This is a genomic window from Peribacillus sp. Bi96, assembly GCF_918698115.1.
Classification (GTDB): domain Bacteria; phylum Bacillota; class Bacilli; order Bacillales; family DSM-1321; genus Peribacillus.
The window spans coordinates 79440-95958 of the sequence record NZ_CAKKLV010000006.1 but is presented as its reverse complement, the minus strand read 5'-3'; the positions used below and the strand labels follow the sequence as shown (position 1 = coordinate 95958).

The window sequence follows — 16519 nt, the reverse complement described above, 5'->3', positions numbered from 1 at the left end:
ATAATAAATTTTTAAGGTAGCTAGAAAGCATTGTTATTTCTATACCCTAAATACGCAATGCGTAATCTTATTTATTAAATTTATTATAATTCCCTTAAATTAAGCTTAACGCTAAGTATTAAACGATTCAACATACTATAATTTGACATAGAGGAAAATTTAGGTTTTCAATAATTGCTCCGATTTTCGAAAATACCGAGGAAATTCAAGATGGGCGTCGAATAAAGTTTGGTAAGTAGTGGGTTTGGAAAAGGGGTGTTAATATGAATATCGGTTATGAAAATGAAACGGAATATAAACGAGAGATTATAAAATTGAATAAACAGGTTAAAGGATTATTGGACATTTTCAATTCAATGTCCGAGCCTTATATTAGGGTTGATGAGAAACTAAGGCTTACATATGTCAATGATGCCGCTTGTTCCCTGCTGGAAACATCGAAAAATCAGCTGGTTTCGATGAAGATAACTGATTTTTTCGATGCCATCCCTTTAAGTAATCAGGAAGAGTCGGGTTCCCGAAAAAAAATGGATGGAAGAGAAAGAAAGATGATCCAGCTTCATACGGGGGCCCTTAAGCAAATTGAATTTGTGCTTATGGGTGAACTTTCCGAAGGGCAGCAAATTTATCGATTGGAAGATGTGACATTGGATGTTTCTTTCTCCAAGGAAACAAGAATGTCTAGGCAGATGTTTTTGGACATATTTGATGCAGCGGTAGAAAGTATCGTCCTTTTCGATAGTTCGGGAATCATCATGGAAGTGAATCATGCATTTATCCACTTTTTAGGGATCCCAAAAAAAGAGATTGTCGGAAAGAATATGATGGATCTCATATCCCCGGATTACAAGACCTATTGGGAAGAAAGCATACAAAGTGTCTACGCAGAGTCGAACTTCAAAGGAGAGGTAGAGTTAATGGTCCGGGATGTACCGCATCATTTTACATTTTCCATTAGTTCTACGGTCGGAAATGAATTATACATGTCGGTATTAGGAAGACTTACAGAATCAAATTTAATAGAAAAGAAGTTAGAGACGAGCGAACGGATTTTTGCGGAACTATTCGACCAGTCAATGGATGCGATTATATTTTGGAATGATGACGGGATTATTTTTCGAGTCAATCAATCAGCATGTAAAATATTTGAATCCAGCCGGGAGGAATTGATAGGGAGTTATATCTGGAAATATGTGTACAGCAACAATCATCATTTTGTCCAGATGATGGAAACGTTTGAAAGGGACACCCAAGTGAGGGGCGAACTGATTTATAAAATGCCGAATCATCAAATTAAATTACTTGAATTGACCGCAAAAAAACATGAAGGTGATGGGTATAACGTAACAATTTTTCGAAATGTCAGCGAACGCTGGCTGATTGAGAAGGAATTAAGGGATAGTGAAAAGAAATTCAGGAAAATTTTCGAGGGAACTTTGGACGGCTTGATTTTATGGAATCATGAAGGGTTCACGGATATTAATGAAGCAGGTCAGAAAATATTGGAAATATCGAAGGATAAACTACTTTCTTTGTCTGTAAAGGGATTCATTAAGAAAATTCCTGGAAATGCACCTGACGTGAACGCACACATTGAAAATGTATACAAGCATGAGGTCTACTCATCCATCATTCCGATAACATTTGAAGATGGGCGAGTTAAGCATATCGAATTCTTAACGAGGAAAAATTTATATTCGAACCTGAATCTAAGTATTTTCCGTGATGTGAGTAAAAATCTTGAAATGCAGGAACAGATCCGTAAATCGGATACATTGAATGTCGTGGGTGAACTGGCGGCAGGGATTGCCCACGAAATCAGGAATCCAATGACGGCTTTAAAAGGTTTTATCCAGTTGCTTGAGGATGGTGTTAAGGGGGATTTTACCACCTATTTTCATGTGATTACATCCGAAATTAAGCGAATCGAAACCATTATCACGGAATTTTTGGTATTGGCAAAGCCACAGGCGCTAAAAGTTTTTAAACAAGATGTTCATACCATTCTGAGAGAGACACTAGAATTGCTTGCAGCTCAGGCACTGCTGGAAAATATCCAATTTGAAACAGACTTCGAAGAAGAAGAGTTTACTGTTTTATGTGAAGCGAACCAGTTGAAACAAGTATTCATTAACATCATTAAAAATGCATTGGAAGTCATGCCGGATGGTGGAGCTGTTCGGATTAAAACAAGCAGATATTCAGAGAAACACATTTGTATTTCAATTACTGATCAAGGTATGGGGATATCGACGGAAAAGCTGAAAAAGTTAGGTGAACCTTTTTATACGACGAAGGATAGGGGAACGGGGCTGGGGCTCATGGTCAGCTATAAAATCATAGAAGAGCACAATGGTTATATAGAAGTCGAAAGTGAAGTAGATAAAGGGACGTGCTTTCATATATATTTGCCATTCGAGTATTGATAATAGAGTGGGGAGAATAACATTGCCCACTGTTCAGTTAATCAATTTGTTAATGGGGATCCTTTTTCAAACGGATTCCTTTTTTTTATCTTATCTTTATGATGCAGCAATAAGTTGTACCAATTTTGAAAGGATGAAACTCAAATTTGTACTTATTATCTATGATTGTGAACGGACGAAGGATTCTAACGCACAGTGAAAATCAAAGGGGAGAACTTTCGAATCAGGTTCGAAAGGGCAACATATCAGGTCAACCGTATCAAGAAATTTCCGTCATATCCTGTCTGCAGGCAGGTCAAGCTTTATCGCAATTTAAGAAGTTTTGTCTTTTTTTGCGAATCTATTTACATATAAGGCATATTTTGTAATACTTCATTATTATGATGTAACTTTAAAAGGGCAGGAGTAGTGAATGTAGTTATGAATTCTAGGTGTGCAACGGAAATTTGTTCTGAGATTCGAATGAAGCGTTGGGAAATGATGGAGTTGGCAAAAATGTATGGGATAGGTCATGAGTATACCCTTCGCCAAAGCGAGCAACTTGATAAACTTATAAATGAGTATTTGATTCTTCAGCATCATTCGTCAGTGGAAGTGAGAAACAAGCGAGAAGATATGGTTGTAATTGTTCAGAAGCCCTTCCATGGGGATATTACATTTTAAATAGAACTAAAATGCATGCACGACCAAGCGGTAGGGAGAAATTCACTTTTGGTTAAATGATTAGTTGTTCGTTACAAACGGAAACGAACTTGAACTTTATGAAGATTTCTGAGAATAATTCAAGAAATATACATATACGGTTTGAAGCCGAAATTCAACTGAGTTGAATACTTGTAAAATCTTTTTGTACAAGCCGTGTATGGAATCCAAAGCATTTTAAGAAGAAAGGGCTGACTCACTTTAAGGAGCCAGCCAGACGTGTCGGAAATTACAAAACTTCCAATAATATAACCATGAACAATAGACCGACAATAAAGGAATAAGTGGAAGTGCGCTCATTTCCATCCCCATGACTTTCAGGGATCAATTCCTTATAAACAATGAAAAGCATGGCTCCTGCGGCGAAAGCAAGGCCGTATGGAACAAGGAAACCAATGTAAGAGGTTAAATAAAAACCTAATAAACCCGTTATTATTTCGATGGTACCAGTTAAGGTGGCTATGAGGAACGCTAGTAATTTTCCGATTTTTTGGTTGATTAAAAACAAGGCGACTAGTAAACCTTCCGGGGCATTTTGCAGGCCGATGGCAAAGGCGATCAAGTTACCCGTATCTGCCGTATCCGAGGCGTAACTGACCCCAACAGAAAGCCCCTCAGGAATATTATGGAGAGTAATGGCAGTGATGATAAGCAATGCCTTTTCATCGAACTGAATACCACTTTTCGTATGGCTGAGATCGATATGCGGAATATTTTTTTCCATGATCGTTAATGTCATTACCCCGAGAAAAACCCCAATGACAAGCTGTATATACCCTCCGGTGGCAAGGGACTCCGGAATCAGGCTCAATAACGAAGCAGCCACCATGATACCAGCGGTAAATGCCAGAAGCGTGTCTCTGAATCGATGTGTGATCGAACCATGAATGAACAAGATCGGTAACGCACCGAAACCTGTAGACATTGCAGATAAGATGCTGCCTAATAAGACTCCACTCATAAATTTCTCCTTTGTATGAAACATATCACTACCTATTTGAAAATTTTGGGTGAAACAATAATTTATTGTATTGAGATCATAATAAATAGGTTCCAAGGAAAAATCCGTTTTAAAGTTATGCATGGTTTATGTAAATCATTCTTCGGCATACCATTTTTTCAATGTTAGATCTGACGGCAGCAAGAAGCCGATGATTCCCAGCAATGGCAAGAATCCCACCAGCTTAATCATGGATTCGATTCCGATCATATCCGCAATGGTCCCTAATGATACGGATCCGATGGCCCCCATCCCAAAGGCTAACCCTACTGTCAAACCGGCCATCGTTCCGACTTTACCTGGTACCAATTCCTGTGCGTATATTACAGTGACCGAAAAGCTGCTCATTATGATGAATCCTGCTATCAATAGCAAGATAAAAGCAGCTGTAGGAGGTACGAATGGTAAAAGTGCGGTTAGCGGCGTACTGGCAGCGAAAGAATAGAAAATCACATTTTTGCGTCCGAATCTATCCGCAAGCGGTCCGCCGAAAAACGTACCTACAGCCCCAGCGGCTAAAAAGGCAAATAGGAAAACCTGAGCGGATTTAATCGTGAATGAATGCTGCTCAATTAAATAAAAACTGTAAAAGTTCGTCATGGCTGATACATACCAGGAACGTGCAAAAATAATGAACAAAATTAAAACCAATGCTTTGGCCACTTTATGTGACCGCTCTTTATTGATGACTTTTGCAGCCAGCTTTTTCGGCTGGAAGTGAACAAGTTTGTGAGAATACCACTTGGCAATATACAGTAATAGAATAACGGCCGTTAAGGCAACCAGGGCGAACCAGAGTGCACCTTTTTGTCCAAATGGAACAAGCACGATGGCAGTGATGAGTGGGGCAAGGGCCTGCCCGCTATTCCCGCCAACCTGATAAATCGATTGTGCCAGGCCTCTCTTTGGACCTCCTGCCATGTAGGCAACCCTAGAGCCTTCCGGATGGAAAATGGCAGACCCGAAGCCCATCAGGATGACTGCACCGAGGATAATGGTATAGCTTGGGGCAATAGCAAGTATGATGACCCCAATTAGTGTGCTGGTCAATCCAATTGGCAATGCATAGGGAAGGGGTTTTTTATCCGTATAGAACCCAACAGCAGGTTGCAGAAGTGATGATACGATATTCAGGCAGAATGCAATCATCCCCAGCTGTGTATACGTTAGCGACATTGATTTCTCGAGGATAGGGAACATGGCCGGTACAACGGCCTGAAGAGAATCATTCATTAAATGGCAAATGCCTATGATGATCATAATTTTCAGAGTCATATCTTGTTTGTTTGTGTTTGTTTTAACGGCAGAGATACTTCCCATATGTATATTTCCTTCTTCCTGTATAAATATGTCTACATTACCATATGTAGGTTCGTCAATCATGAATCGTTTGTCCTGTCTCTTATAAAGAATATACTTCAATGAATGCCTAAGGATGTTCTTTTATTAGTGGTAAGCAGATTGTAACAGTTGTACCCTTTAAAGGCTTACTTGTAAGCTCGATGGTTCCATTGAATGAATCAATAATTCGTTTACACACAAATAGCCCTAATCCTGTACCTTCTTTTTTCGATGTATAGAAGGGCTCGAACACTTTGCCGATATCTTTTTCATTAAGTCCTTTCCCAGTGTCGATGATTACGATTTTCGCCCGTTCATTTTCATGGTAAATTCGTATCCTTAACTCTTTTCCAACCTCCATGGCCTCGAAACCGTTTTTGGCAATGTTAAGAATGACTTGTTTGAGTTGGTCCTTCGTACAATGAACCCTGATCGGTTCCTTTATGATATTCCATTCCACTTCAATATTAAAGTGACGTGCTTCAGATTCTATTATTGGTCTCAATTCAGCAATAATACTGCGAATATCATATAAGGATAAAGTCTGGGCCATGGGCTTCCCTAAAATTAAAAACTCGCTGACGATACTATTGATCCGTTCTATTTCTTTATTGATGACAGAATAATAAAACTGATCTTGTTCTTCAGGGTGCTTTTCACCCAGTAACTGTACCAGTCCTTTTATGCCTGTAAGTGGATTTCTTATTTCATGTGCAGTACTCACAGCCAATGTACCGACAAAATCTATTTTTTGCCTATCGATTAATAACTTTTGGTTTTTCGTATTGCTACGGACGATCAGTTCCTCAACGATGGTATAGATCATATGAGTAAAAAAGAAGGTGAAAAACACAAACATCAAGAAGACATTCATGTTATTTGTGTTAAGCGCGTCAGGCATCTTGACGGAAAGGGTCCAATCCACTTCGGTCAAAGGAACATCCACCCATGGCGAACGTCCAGCAAAGTCTCCAGCATTTATATCTAAAATTCGTGTTTTATCGCTTGATTCCAGCATCAAGGTCTGATTAGGGATGAGCATTTTTAATGTCTTTTCCATATGGTCCAAACTAATTTGGACCAATAAAAACCCTTGGGCCTTTTTATCATGATCCAGAATGGGAGCGAAAATGGTGAAATAATGTAAACTCGGGTTATTTGACTCCTTAGTTCCTACAACAACGGCTTTCTGAGTTTTTACTGCACGGTCCATATCATCCTGTCCAATTAAATAGGAATGAAAAAAATCCTGATTCGTCCCTGATATGGAAACGCCATCCTGATTTAGCCAATATACTCCTGCATACCTCGGATCTGTATCCTTGATCCATTTCATAAGATGCTCGGTTTTTTTATCATCCAAATAAAGAACAGAGCTGCTAAGGCTCAGCAATTCAAGATTTTTTTTCGTTTCACTAATTACTTTGTCTATGTATTCTTGATAAACCGTTCCCGCCCATTCAGCTTGTTCCAGTCTTTCTTTTTGGATGGAACGTTCTAAATGCATCCAATAAATGATGGATAGAATAAATAATGGTAAAATAACAATAAATAAATATGTGCTGAATTTATGCCTTATTTTCATGTTTGTCACTACTTTAACTTTTTTTCAAGTATATCAAACTGTGTAATTAAACAATAGTACATACTATTGAAGGGCAAATTGACAAACAAGCCATAATGTCATATAATAACTTTTAATTCAAGATATTTTAATTAAAAACTTTTAAGGTTGTGAAGTTATGGAGAATAATAACATCCAACAGTCTTTGAAACTGTTCATTGTGATGTCTAGAGCTCATCGATCAATTAATGATGTGGTAAATAAACATATAGCCGAAGAGGGTTTAAATCCCACTGAGTTTGCCGTACTGGAATTACTTTATCATAAAGGCGATCAACCTCTTCAACAAATAGGTGGAAAGATCCTGCTAGCGAGCGGCAGCATTACCTATGTCGTGGATAAACTTGAACAGAAGGAATACCTTCAGCGAATAGCATGTAAAGAGGACCGCCGTGTAACCTTTGCCAAAATAACGGAAAAAGGAAAGGCCTTTATTGAAGGGGTATTTCCGGAGCATGAAAAAAGAATCGATGATATCATGAGTGTACTTACGCAAGATGAAAAGGCTACCGTGATAGAATTGCTTAAAAAAATCGGCTATTCCGCTCAAAATTAGCTAATGAACCAGCACCCTCGTTTTATATTTGGTGCTGGTTTTTTATGTTTAAGTGCATGAGGGTGCGATGAAGATCATGGCTAGTAAATCCTGATTTGATTCTAGGACTTGAAGGTTTTTAATAGTTGATTGGCGAATTTAAGTATATTACGAAAATCACCATTAAGGAGAATATGTCTAAAAAATAATGATTTTTTGAGTGTTAGCGTCAATCTGGATTTCGAAGAAAAAAATGGTGTTAAATCGTGTAAAGGAGTGTACATATGAAATTTAATGAGTATGAATATAAACGTCCTGAAATGGATGTAATTAAAATCCGTTTCATGAAGGTTTTAGAGGAATTTGCGGGTGCTAAAAATGCAGATGCACAAATAAAAGCCATGGAAGAAATTAATGAAATTCGAAACTATGTAGGTACGATGTTTAATTTGGTTTATATTCGACATTCGATTGATACACATGATGAATTTTATAAAGCGGAGAATGATTATGTAGATGACTTCTCCCCTGAAATGGAAGAATTGACTTCAAAATTTTACAATGAACTTGTTCAATCAAAATATCGTAAGGAGCTTAAGGCGAGATGGGGTAATCAACTGTTTGACTTGGCGGAGGCCCAACTTAAAACCTTTTCGCCTCAAATCATCCCACAACTGCAAAAAGAAAATAAATTATCAAGCGAATATTCGCAATTAATTGCTTCCGCAAAAATTCACTTTGATGGGAAGGAACTAACTCTTGCTCAGCTTCAGCCTTTTATGGAGTCGGCGGACCGTGAATTAAGGAAAAATGCAAGTGAGGTATATTATGGCTTCTTTGAAGAAAAGCAAGGGGAATTGGATCGAATATTCGATGAACTCGTCAAAGTGAGGCATGAGATTGCGATAGCGCTAGGTTATGTGAATTTCGTGGAACTTGGGTATTATCGAATGACAAGAACTGATTATGATGCAAAAATGGTCGCTGCATTCCGAAAACAGGTGAAAGAGCAAGTGGTACCGCTTGTTACCCGGTTGAAGGGCCGTCAGCGCGAACGCCTTGACTTAGACAATCTGTACTATTATGATGAGAATTTTCATTTCAAAACGGGCAATGCCATTCCTAAGGGAGATGCTGAGTGGATCATCGAAAATGGGAAAAAAATGTACCAAGAGCTTTCGCCTGAAACGAATGAGTTTTTCAATTATATGATAGAAAATGACCTGATGGATCTTGTGGCGAAAAAGGGAAAGGAAAGCGGGGGCTACTGTACTTTTATAGAAGATTATAAAGCACCATTCATCTTTTCTAATTTCAACGGGACTTCCGGGGATATAGATGTTTTAACACATGAGGCAGGACATGCATTCCAAGTGTATCGGAGCCGTAACCTCGATATTCCAGAGTACTACTGGCCTACATATGAAGCCTGTGAAATCCATTCGATGAGTATGGAATTCCTTACGTGGCCATGGATGGAGCTGTTTTTCAAGGAAGATACGGAAAAGTATAAGTTTTCCCATTTAAGTGGGGCACTTACATTCCTCCCTTATGGGGTAGCCGTTGATGAATTTCAGCATTTTGTCTATGAAAATCCTGATGCCTCCCCTCTTGAAAGAAAGCAGGCTTGGCGTAAAATCGAGAAGGAATATCTGCCGCATCGCGATTATGAAGGCAATCAATTCTTGGAGAATGGCGGGTATTGGCAGCGACAAAGCCATATTTATCAGTCACCTTTTTATTATATCGACTATACATTGGCCCAAATATGTGCATTCCAATTCTGGAAAAGGTCGGCTGAAAAAGATGAAACGGCCTGGAAGGATTATTTGAATTTGTGCAAACTTGGAGGAAGCAAATCTTTCCTTGGACTCGTGGATACTGCGAATTTGGAATCTCCATTTTTTGAGGGGACAGTTCAGTCAGTTGTGAAGGGAATAGACGGATGGCTTTCCAATGTCGATGATAAAGCATTATAAAAGGTAGGGATTTACTAGATACCGGGTTTTATCAATGCTTCAAAAAAACGCTTGAGGATGCTTCCTTAAGCGTTTTTATCTTTCCCATACCAAGAGAAAGGGCGTGTTCGCTTTAAATTGGCTATCATCCCCCAAAATCATTACGAAGGCCGTTCGGGATTACCCATAGAGTGATATGCCGAAAGGAGTGGATAGGGAATGTTTGAACTCAACATGTTAGAAAGAAAACTTGTTTTTTAATGCCTTTAAGCCAAGAAAAAAACTGCTATTTCAGGAATATTACTTGGCTTGTCTTAAATGTATCTTCCTTACATATAAATGTAGGGAGGAGGGGAGAGTATGCTGTCAAGGTGGTCAGGGATTTTTCAGATTGCAGCCGTATATGTAGGGACAGTGGTGGGTGCGGGTTTTGCAACTGGAAAAGAGATTGTCGAGTTTTTTACCCGTTATGGCTTTTATGGCTTTATTGGGATTTTAATAGCAGGTTATATTTTCATTTTTACAGGAACGAAAATCATGCTCATATCCTCGAGGATCAGGGCATCTTCTTATGAGGAGTTCAATCAATTTCTTTTTGGCAAGAAAATGGCCGGGATCATCAATATCTTTTTCCTTATCATGCTGTTAGGGGTGACAGCGGTCATGATTTCCGGTGCAGGTGCCGTTTTCGAAGAACAACTTGGCTTGCCGAAAAGTATGGGAAGCTGGTGTACGATCATCCTGGCAACCTTGGTTTTGATGATGGGAATGCGCGGTGTATTCACTGTAAACTCATTTGTTGTACCAATCATGATCTGTTTTAGTTTGATCCTTTTTTTCTCGACCTTGGGAAATGGAGATTTCTTTAAGAACCTTACAATGGTTCCTGATGAAGTGATCACATTGAAAACAATTTTGTCACCATTTGCCTATACGGCCTTTAACCTTGCTTTGGCACAGGCTGTATTGGTTCCGGTTGCGTATGAAGTCCGGGATGAGAAGGTCATCAAACACGGTGCGATTCTTGGAGGCATATTTCTAACCATCATTTTATTAACGGGGCATTTTTCACTTATGACACTTCCAGACGTGAATAGTTATGAAATTCCTTCAGCTGTTATCATGAGAACGGCAGCCGGGCAGTTATATTGGATGTTTATTTTGGTGATATACGGGGAAATATTCACTTCAGTCATTGGAAACATATATGGATTACAGCGCCAAATCAGCAGTTATATTAAATTGCCAAGCATGCTGATCATCGCTTTGATTTTTTTTATAGCTTTGATCATAGGTGAATTCGGATATGGAAGGTTATTAAGATATATTTATCCAGTTTTTGGATACATAAGCCTGCTTTTTTTAATGCTGGTCTGGAAAAGTAAGGCAGGGAAGGAGTAACGAAGAATGGGGGGCTTTGCTCTCCTTCCCGGAATTTAATGGGGGATCATTCTTTCAGCAGTGTCTTGGCCATCTCTAGAAAAGCATCACGGTAATCCTTATCTTTTTTCGTGAACATTGTTAAGCGGACGGGTGCTTTTTCATCCTTGAGCAATATGGAAGTAATCACATCATCCCCACTTTCCACTTCAAACCCAGTGTCGTTTTCCACATTAAGTGCTGGCTCCTTAATCGTTTCTGAGAGACTTTTTAGTTGTGCTTGAACATTTTCTTCCACTTCATCCCAGTTGACATCCTCCCTCAACAATTCGATTCTCATATAAATGGAGTCATCTTCAGTGAGGAAAACGATATCTTTTCCTGGTTCTTCAGCACTTAACTTAAATTGTTGCAAAACGTAGAGGCTGAACGGTTGATTATCACTTTTTTTTAGAAAGGCAGTTTTTTCTTTCACTTTCCCATTACTCGTATATTGCAAGTTTTGCTCCATCAGTCTTACTTTGTTGTTTTTTCCGATATTGCCATTGTCCCCATGAGAAGAATGGTTTTCATTTTCCTCTTTTACTGAATCCTCCTGTTGCTCCTCTGTGAATTCGTCTGTGGTTGATCCACAGCCAGTCAGCAGTAAAGCTGCTAATGTGGCACTGCCTAAATAACGTGTCCAAATAAACATCTCTTTTGATCACTTCTTTCTAATGTCATTATCAATGTAAACATTTCCTGTAATCTTACGTATCTTTCACCTTTAATGAATAGACGGTATGAAATGAAAATTGTTACAAAAAATAACAGAGAAACAAAAAAGGATGATTACTAAAAATGAAAACGGAATGGTTATTGAGAAACCATTCCGTTAGATTACATTGAGTTAACCTATAATTTTATAATTTTTATGGTTGACGACGGTTTTTTGTTCAAGTTCCAAATCACGATAATTTTCCATATACGTGACGTCCACGATCACTGAGTTTTCGTTCACTTTCTCGACGATTCCTTTCAAGCCTTCTCTAAATTCAATGATATTTCCAACTTCCGCTTTCTTCATGGTAATCATCCTTTCCCATTTTGTTTCCAATGATCAAAAAGTAACTATGGAGTAATTGGATTATTCGAACATCTTGCCTTTTAGATTTTGACGTTGGGAGTGCAAGTAAGAGAATAAGATATCTCTACTGTCGGTACGGTAAGCTAAACATTTAAAGGGGGGAGTGCAGTCTTGTAATGAATTGGCATCATTTGGTATAACTTGTAAGCGCAGCTATGCTGCCAGTATGTAATCCTATGTACAAAAAATACCAATCATTTTACATTATGATATTTTACTATACAGTTTGCACTATTTTATAGCATTCGTAAAGAATAATGTAGCAAGTGCTCCCCAAAAAATTCCGATTTATATTTAAAGCCAAGCTTATGATAAAATGGAAACGGAATTTCTCCTGTCTGAATACGGATAGAAACAATTGATATGTAAGGAGGATAATATTTTGAATGCAGAAGAAGCAAAAGATGTACTCGATAAACTGGCAAATCGTGAAATGGATGAATTCAGGATATCAAAGGAAGATTTTTTAGGTTTTCGAGAGGTTCTTGTGAAAAGGGAAGACTTTAAACATTTTCGGGGAAATGCTCACCATAATGGAGAGATAATCTATACGTATTTACAAGAAGCGAGAAGTTGATGAAAAGGAAATTCGGGGTGGCTCATATGATGAGCCACCCCATTGTTATTTACAATGGAAAATCACTTGCTTTTTTAATTTTCTTAATGCGGAATTTCTCCAAGATTTGACGGCTGCGGCAGTTACCTGATATATCTCGGCAATTTCTGTCACTGTTTTATTTTCCAAGTACGTCTGCAAGAGCCAGCGCTGCTGATTCAGTGTCAAGCCTTCCGTGTAGTGGAGGAAATTATCGATGGCGAAGGCTTCTTCGAGCTTTGAAAAAGGGTCTTTAATCTCTAGGGTGGCGGAATCAATGGGTGTGTTGCGGGTTTCATATTTATGATGACGTTTTAATTCGTTTAGAATTCGGCCTTTGATTACAGTATAAGCGTAGTTATGGAATTGTCCGTATTCCTTATTGAAATTTTCATTTGACTCCCATAAGGCAATCAACCCTATTTGGTAATATTCATCCTTGTTTTTATAGATGGAAAGTGATCGGATAATATGATGGATCATCGGAGTGAATTCTGTTGCTAGAGCTGAGAAATCTTCCATTATGCATGGCTACCTTTTGAAAAGTGCACTTTCGTGTATTCCCGGGTGCTTCTACCGTATATAATTTTTTCGGCTATAGCGAAAAGGCATAACTGAAAAATGGAAGGAATAAAAGGGGGGTTTTCAGGCGGCAAATCAAAAGTTTATGAATTGAAAATGGACATTCAAGTGATCTTGAATGTGGGGGTGACCAAATGAATAACACATCCTAAAATTGGATGAGCCGAAATAATTCATTCATTCTTCTTCCGATGGATTTTAAGTTCTTTGACGTTGATTTCCCCCCAGGCACTCGCTTTCCGCGGGCGGTCCGGGAGCCCTCCTCGGCGCTGATACGCCCTTGGCCGCGTATTCCCTCAGGAGTCTCATATGCCTGTTCCTATCAACTTTGTTTTGAAATTTAGATGGACCTTCTTTTGTCTACAAACTGAGGGATGGAGCAATTGCTCATCCTTTTCTACTGAACTTTTCATTTATATGAACTACGTAAAAAAAACCTACGTAAAAAAAGAGCCCTTTCACCATAAAGCTAAAAGTGAAGGACTCTTGTCTTTTATCGAATTTCAGTTTGGCCAAAGCATCCGCCCATGCAGTATTGGCGTGCCCTTTTATTTTTTTTGAAAAACCAGGAAGTGGGGGAGAAAAGCTAAAACGAAATGCTTCATTGTCACTCATTTTGATTTCCTCTAACACTCCAAGGTAGACAAATTGCTCAAACCATTTTGTTAACTCTGTGATTTTCTGAATCCGGCATCCTGTGCGTCTTGTTCTGTGCAAAACATTTCTTCTGGTTTAGTTATTTCGTAATATTGGCCAGAAGGGATGTGATAGATTTTATTGCCTTTAGAGTTTATATTCCCTTTAATTTTTGGATTGTTGCAAGATGAGTTCACAGTTGTCTTTTCCACTGATACTTCTTTGGACTTCGAATCATCAAAGCCTTTTGATGTTGCGTAGTTTTCAATTGACCAAATACCGATTTGGTCTTTTTGGGCTTGTTTCTGAATATTTTCCAATTCATCAAGATATTTAGTGTTCGGTGCATAAACATAGGCGACCCTGGCCAGTCCTTTTTCAAGCAGGAGTTTATTCACCATTTTTCCATCTACATAAAAATAGGCCAGCAGCCGGCCATATTTATCTCTTTCACCAATACCAGGTTCTACTTCCACTTTCGAGCCGGCAGGCATTAAATCCTTGGTGAACTTGCTCGCTTCAGGGCCGAAAGGCTGAACGGGCTTGGATGGGTGCACGGTTTCCGGGGTATCTATCAATAGAAGCCTGACCGTTTCTTCATTTCCATTAGGCATTTTGATCTTTACTGTATCTCCGTCAACAACCCTGATGATTTTGGCTGTGAATGTATGGCCCTTTTCTTCATTAGAAGAATCTTTAATGGATTGGATATCTTTATTGGATGTCGAATTTTCCTGTTGGGATTCATCATTCAGGATATCCGAGGCGCCCTGGCAGCCAGTCAAGATGAGTAGGGAAATGGCAGTTAGGAGTAGCACATGCAGACAAGAAGGTAAAAAGGAATTTCTGTTCATTGATAAAATGCCTCCATTTCAAAGGTGTTTTCCATGTTTGTCATGGATATAATCGCCAGGAATAATACTACCCTATTAAAAAGGGAAAGAAAATGAAAAAATTTACATTCATTGCTACCACATACCATGATAGTTTCTTATAATGATATGGTGAAGTATGAGAGGCAGGCGTGAGAAATGATGTTTAGACTCGAAAAGATTAGATATAAAGGCATTCTACATATTGATAATTTGACTATATCGGCAGGAATGGTTACTTGCTTGACTGGGGAAAGCGGAGCAGGAAAAACTTCACTGCTCCGTTTATTGAACAGGATGGATGATCCGGATAGCGGGTCTATCTTTTATCAAGATCAATTGCTGGAAAGTCTCAATCCGATAGAGCACAGACGTAAAGTCACAATGTTGTCTCAGACACCGTTCATTTTACCGGGAACGATTGAAGAAAATCTCCAAATGGGTTTGGAATTGACAGAACGGGAAAAGAAGGATGAAACTGAATTGGAGAAGGCACTCGAAACGGTCCAGCTGCAGAAGGCTTTAACCGATGGTGCGGAGAATCTTTCAGGCGGGGAGAAACAAAGGCTTGCACTAGCGAGATTACTTTTGTTAAAACCCGAAGTGTATTTACTGGATGAGCCGACAGCAGCTCTCGATGAGGAAACCGAACTGAAGGTTATGAGCCGATTTTTAGAAGAAGTGAAGCTTGAAAAAGGAACCGTCATCATGATTACCCATTCAAGACAACTTGCTGACATATGTGCTGAAAAGATGATCATTATGAAAAAGGCGAAGGAGGATGACTATTAATGGAGGGGAATGGGATAATAGATATTGAGTTCTGGCGTCTTTGTGCGGCCTACGTCTTTGTTGTCGTTCTGCTGATTATCGTGAAATGGAGAGGGATTTCAAGGGAAAAGCAAATCATTCTCGCTACGGTGCGGATGACAGTCCAACTTATTCTTGCCGGTTATGTTTTGACATATATCTTTGAAAATCCCCACCCTTTACTTTCCTTAGGATTTTTATGTGCGATGGCCCTGTTCTCCATCCATAATATTTTTAAGCAAGTGCCCTATACGCTCAACAAGAAAATCAAAAGGATGGTTATCCTAAGTATGTTGACAGGTCCCATGGCGGCCTTGTTTTATTTTAATGTGGTGGTGATCCATTTCACTCCTTGGTATGAGCCAAGATATTTCATTCCAATAGCAGGGATGATCGTGGGGAATGCTATGACTGGAGTGACGTTGGCGCTTAAAAACCTCCATGATGGGATATGCAGTAATCGTGAAAAGGTAGAGGCGATGCTGATGCTGGGAGCGACTCCGAAAAGGGCTGTCAAGAAATATGTAGATGCTGCATTCGATTCGGCAGTACTTCCAACTTTGAACAATATGCTCGGGATGGGGATTATTTTCCTTCCAGGAATGATGACAGGTCAAATTATGTCTGGGATAAGTCCGCTCATCGCAATAGAATACCAAATTGCCATACTTATCGGAATTCTCGGGAGTGTTTCATTAACGGTGGTTCTTTTCATTATGTTGAGTTTCAGAGCCTTTTTTACCAAAAATGCTCAATTGTCCATATAATTATTAATAAATCTGAAAAGTAATAGTTGCAGTTCCATCTATATTTTTGTACTATTTTTTAGGTACTAGATAGTTTTGGTTTGTTTGTTGGGAATGATAATGCTATTCTGTTAAGGAAAAGGGCATTTCTTTTTTCAGTTCTTTCCTGAGTGGAAATAGAAACCC

Annotated in this window: 15 protein-coding genes; 8 read left to right on the top strand and 7 right to left on the bottom strand. The window is 38.9% G+C overall.

Annotated features, from left to right (window positions below):
- Window positions 1-263 precede the first annotated feature (263 nt).
- Window positions 264-2426 (top strand): PAS domain S-box protein, encoded by a 2163-nt coding sequence (locus tag LQ203_RS09925; RefSeq protein ID WP_230157583.1) that lies wholly within the window; start codon window positions 264-266, stop codon window positions 2424-2426.
- Between the two features lie 420 nt (window positions 2427-2846).
- Window positions 2847-3089 (top strand): aspartyl-phosphate phosphatase Spo0E family protein, encoded by a 243-nt coding sequence (locus LQ203_RS09920; protein WP_230157581.1) that lies wholly within the window; start codon window positions 2847-2849, stop codon window positions 3087-3089.
- Window positions 3090-3357: 268 nt separating this feature from the next.
- Here the strand turns inward: LQ203_RS09920 and LQ203_RS09915 are convergent, their stop codons facing one another.
- The 3 genes from LQ203_RS09915 to LQ203_RS09905 form a co-directional block, all read right to left on the bottom strand.
- Complete coding sequence (locus tag LQ203_RS09915; protein ID WP_230157579.1) at window positions 3358-4089, bottom strand: ZIP family metal transporter; 732 nt, start codon at window positions 4087-4089, stop codon at window positions 3358-3360.
- A 135-nt stretch (window positions 4090-4224) separates the two neighbouring features.
- Window positions 4225-5448 carry an MFS transporter gene (locus LQ203_RS09910; protein WP_230157577.1) on the bottom strand — a complete coding sequence of 408 codons (1224 nt, stop codon included), beginning with the start codon at window positions 5446-5448 and terminating at the stop codon, window positions 4225-4227.
- 109 nt (window positions 5449-5557) lie between these two features.
- Window positions 5558-7054, bottom strand: a complete 1497-nt coding sequence (locus LQ203_RS09905) for an ATP-binding protein (RefSeq protein ID WP_230157574.1) — start codon at window positions 7052-7054, stop codon at window positions 5558-5560.
- A 157-nt stretch (window positions 7055-7211) separates the two neighbouring features.
- Here LQ203_RS09905 and LQ203_RS09900 point away from each other — a divergent pair, with 157 nt between their 5' ends.
- The 3 genes from LQ203_RS09900 to LQ203_RS09890 all read left to right on the top strand — a co-directional run bounded on the left by LQ203_RS09900 (window position 7212) and on the right by LQ203_RS09890 (window position 10987).
- Window positions 7212-7649, top strand: a complete 438-nt coding sequence (locus tag LQ203_RS09900) for a MarR family transcriptional regulator (RefSeq protein WP_230157572.1) — start codon at window positions 7212-7214, stop codon at window positions 7647-7649.
- Between the two features lie 263 nt (window positions 7650-7912).
- On the top strand, window positions 7913-9607 hold the full coding sequence (locus LQ203_RS09895) for a M3 family oligoendopeptidase (protein WP_230157570.1): 1695 nt from the start codon (window positions 7913-7915) through the stop codon (window positions 9605-9607).
- A gap of 339 nt (window positions 9608-9946) precedes the next feature.
- The gene (locus tag LQ203_RS09890; RefSeq protein WP_230157568.1) at window positions 9947-10987 is read left to right on the top strand and encodes a hypothetical protein; all 1041 of its coding nucleotides are present in this window, start codon (window positions 9947-9949) and stop codon (window positions 10985-10987) included.
- 46 nt (window positions 10988-11033) lie between these two features.
- On the opposite strand, the gene LQ203_RS09885 is transcribed toward LQ203_RS09890, so the two are convergent.
- Together LQ203_RS09885 and LQ203_RS09880 are read right to left on the bottom strand one after the other, a co-directional pair.
- Window positions 11034-11660 (bottom strand): hypothetical protein, encoded by a 627-nt coding sequence (locus LQ203_RS09885; RefSeq protein ID WP_230157567.1) that lies wholly within the window; start codon window positions 11658-11660, stop codon window positions 11034-11036.
- A gap of 195 nt (window positions 11661-11855) precedes the next feature.
- On the bottom strand, window positions 11856-12032 hold the full coding sequence (locus tag LQ203_RS09880; protein ID WP_064505160.1) for a DUF2187 family protein: 177 nt from the start codon (window positions 12030-12032) through the stop codon (window positions 11856-11858).
- Between the two features lie 442 nt (window positions 12033-12474).
- On the opposite strand from LQ203_RS09880, the gene LQ203_RS09875 reads away from it, so the two are divergent.
- Window positions 12475-12669: a hypothetical protein gene (locus LQ203_RS09875; RefSeq protein WP_230157566.1), complete on the top strand. Its 195-nt coding sequence runs from the start codon at window positions 12475-12477 to the stop codon at window positions 12667-12669.
- A 45-nt stretch (window positions 12670-12714) separates the two neighbouring features.
- On the opposite strand, the gene LQ203_RS09870 is transcribed toward LQ203_RS09875, so the two are convergent.
- Window positions 12715-13209 (bottom strand): sigma-70 family RNA polymerase sigma factor, encoded by a 495-nt coding sequence (locus tag LQ203_RS09870; protein ID WP_230157565.1) that lies wholly within the window; start codon window positions 13207-13209, stop codon window positions 12715-12717.
- Window positions 13210-13934: 725 nt separating this feature from the next.
- Complete coding sequence (locus tag LQ203_RS09865; protein WP_230157564.1) at window positions 13935-14759, bottom strand: thermonuclease family protein; 825 nt, start codon at window positions 14757-14759, stop codon at window positions 13935-13937.
- Between the two features lie 180 nt (window positions 14760-14939).
- Between LQ203_RS09865 and LQ203_RS09860 the strand changes: the two genes are divergently transcribed.
- Both LQ203_RS09860 and fetB read left to right on the top strand, forming a co-directional pair.
- A complete protein-coding gene (locus tag LQ203_RS09860) occupies window positions 14940-15569 on the top strand; it encodes an ATP-binding cassette domain-containing protein (RefSeq protein ID WP_230157870.1) in 630 nt (209 codons plus the stop codon).
- Window positions 15569-16354, top strand: a complete 786-nt coding sequence (gene fetB / locus LQ203_RS09855) for an iron export ABC transporter permease subunit FetB (RefSeq protein ID WP_230157563.1) — start codon at window positions 15569-15571, stop codon at window positions 16352-16354. The genes LQ203_RS09860 and fetB overlap by 1 nt, the downstream gene beginning before the upstream one ends.
- Window positions 16355-16519: the final 165 nt, after the last annotated feature.